This window comes from Nocardia sienata NBRC 100364 (assembly GCF_001613205.1).
Lineage (GTDB): Bacteria > Actinomycetota > Actinomycetes > Mycobacteriales > Mycobacteriaceae > Nocardia > Nocardia sienata.
The window spans coordinates 1-686 of the sequence record NZ_BDBX01000130.1; the positions used below are offsets into that span (position 1 = coordinate 1).

Sequence of the window (686 nt, forward strand, 5' to 3'; positions counted from 1 at the left end):
CCTTACCGTCGGAGTTCACCATCCGCTCACCGTCACGGTTGGGCAGGGTCGAAGCGAGCAGACCGCTGAGCTCCTCCTCCTGGGCGCCGTCGAACACCGGGGTGGCGATATTGGAGTCCGCGGGGGCGCTCCACATCTCCTCCGGCAGATTCTTGGCCCAGTCGGGGTTGCCCTCCACCTCCCAGCCGGCTTTACCGATCCAGCCGAGGTGGGTTTCCAGGATCTGCCCGATATTCATACGACGCGGCACACCATGGGTGTTCAAGATGATGTCCACCGGCGTGCCGTCCGGCATGAACGGCATATCCTCGGTCGGCAGGATCTTGCCGATCACACCCTTGTTACCGTGCCGACCGGCGAGCTTGTCACCGTCCTGGATCTTGCGCTTCTGCGCCACATACACCCGGACCAGTTCGTTCACACCGGGAGGCAGATCATCGTCGTCCTCACGCGAGAACACCCGGATACCGATCACCTTGCCGGATTCACCGTGGGGCACCTTCAGCGAGGTATCACGCACCTCACGCGCCTTCTCACCGAAGATCGCCCGCAGCAACCGCTCCTCGGGGGTCAGCTCGGTTTCACCCTTCGGAGTGACCTTGCCGACCAGGATGTCACCATCACGCACCTCGGCACCGATCCGCACGATGCCGCGCTCGTCGAGATCGGCCAACACCTCGTCGGAG

The 686-nt window shown here is 63.6% G+C and carries 1 pseudogene; it reads right to left on the reverse strand.

The annotated features are described in order from the left end of the window. Nucleotides 1-686: pseudogene (locus NS4_RS31050) on the reverse strand (DNA-directed RNA polymerase subunit beta); the annotation flags it as partial.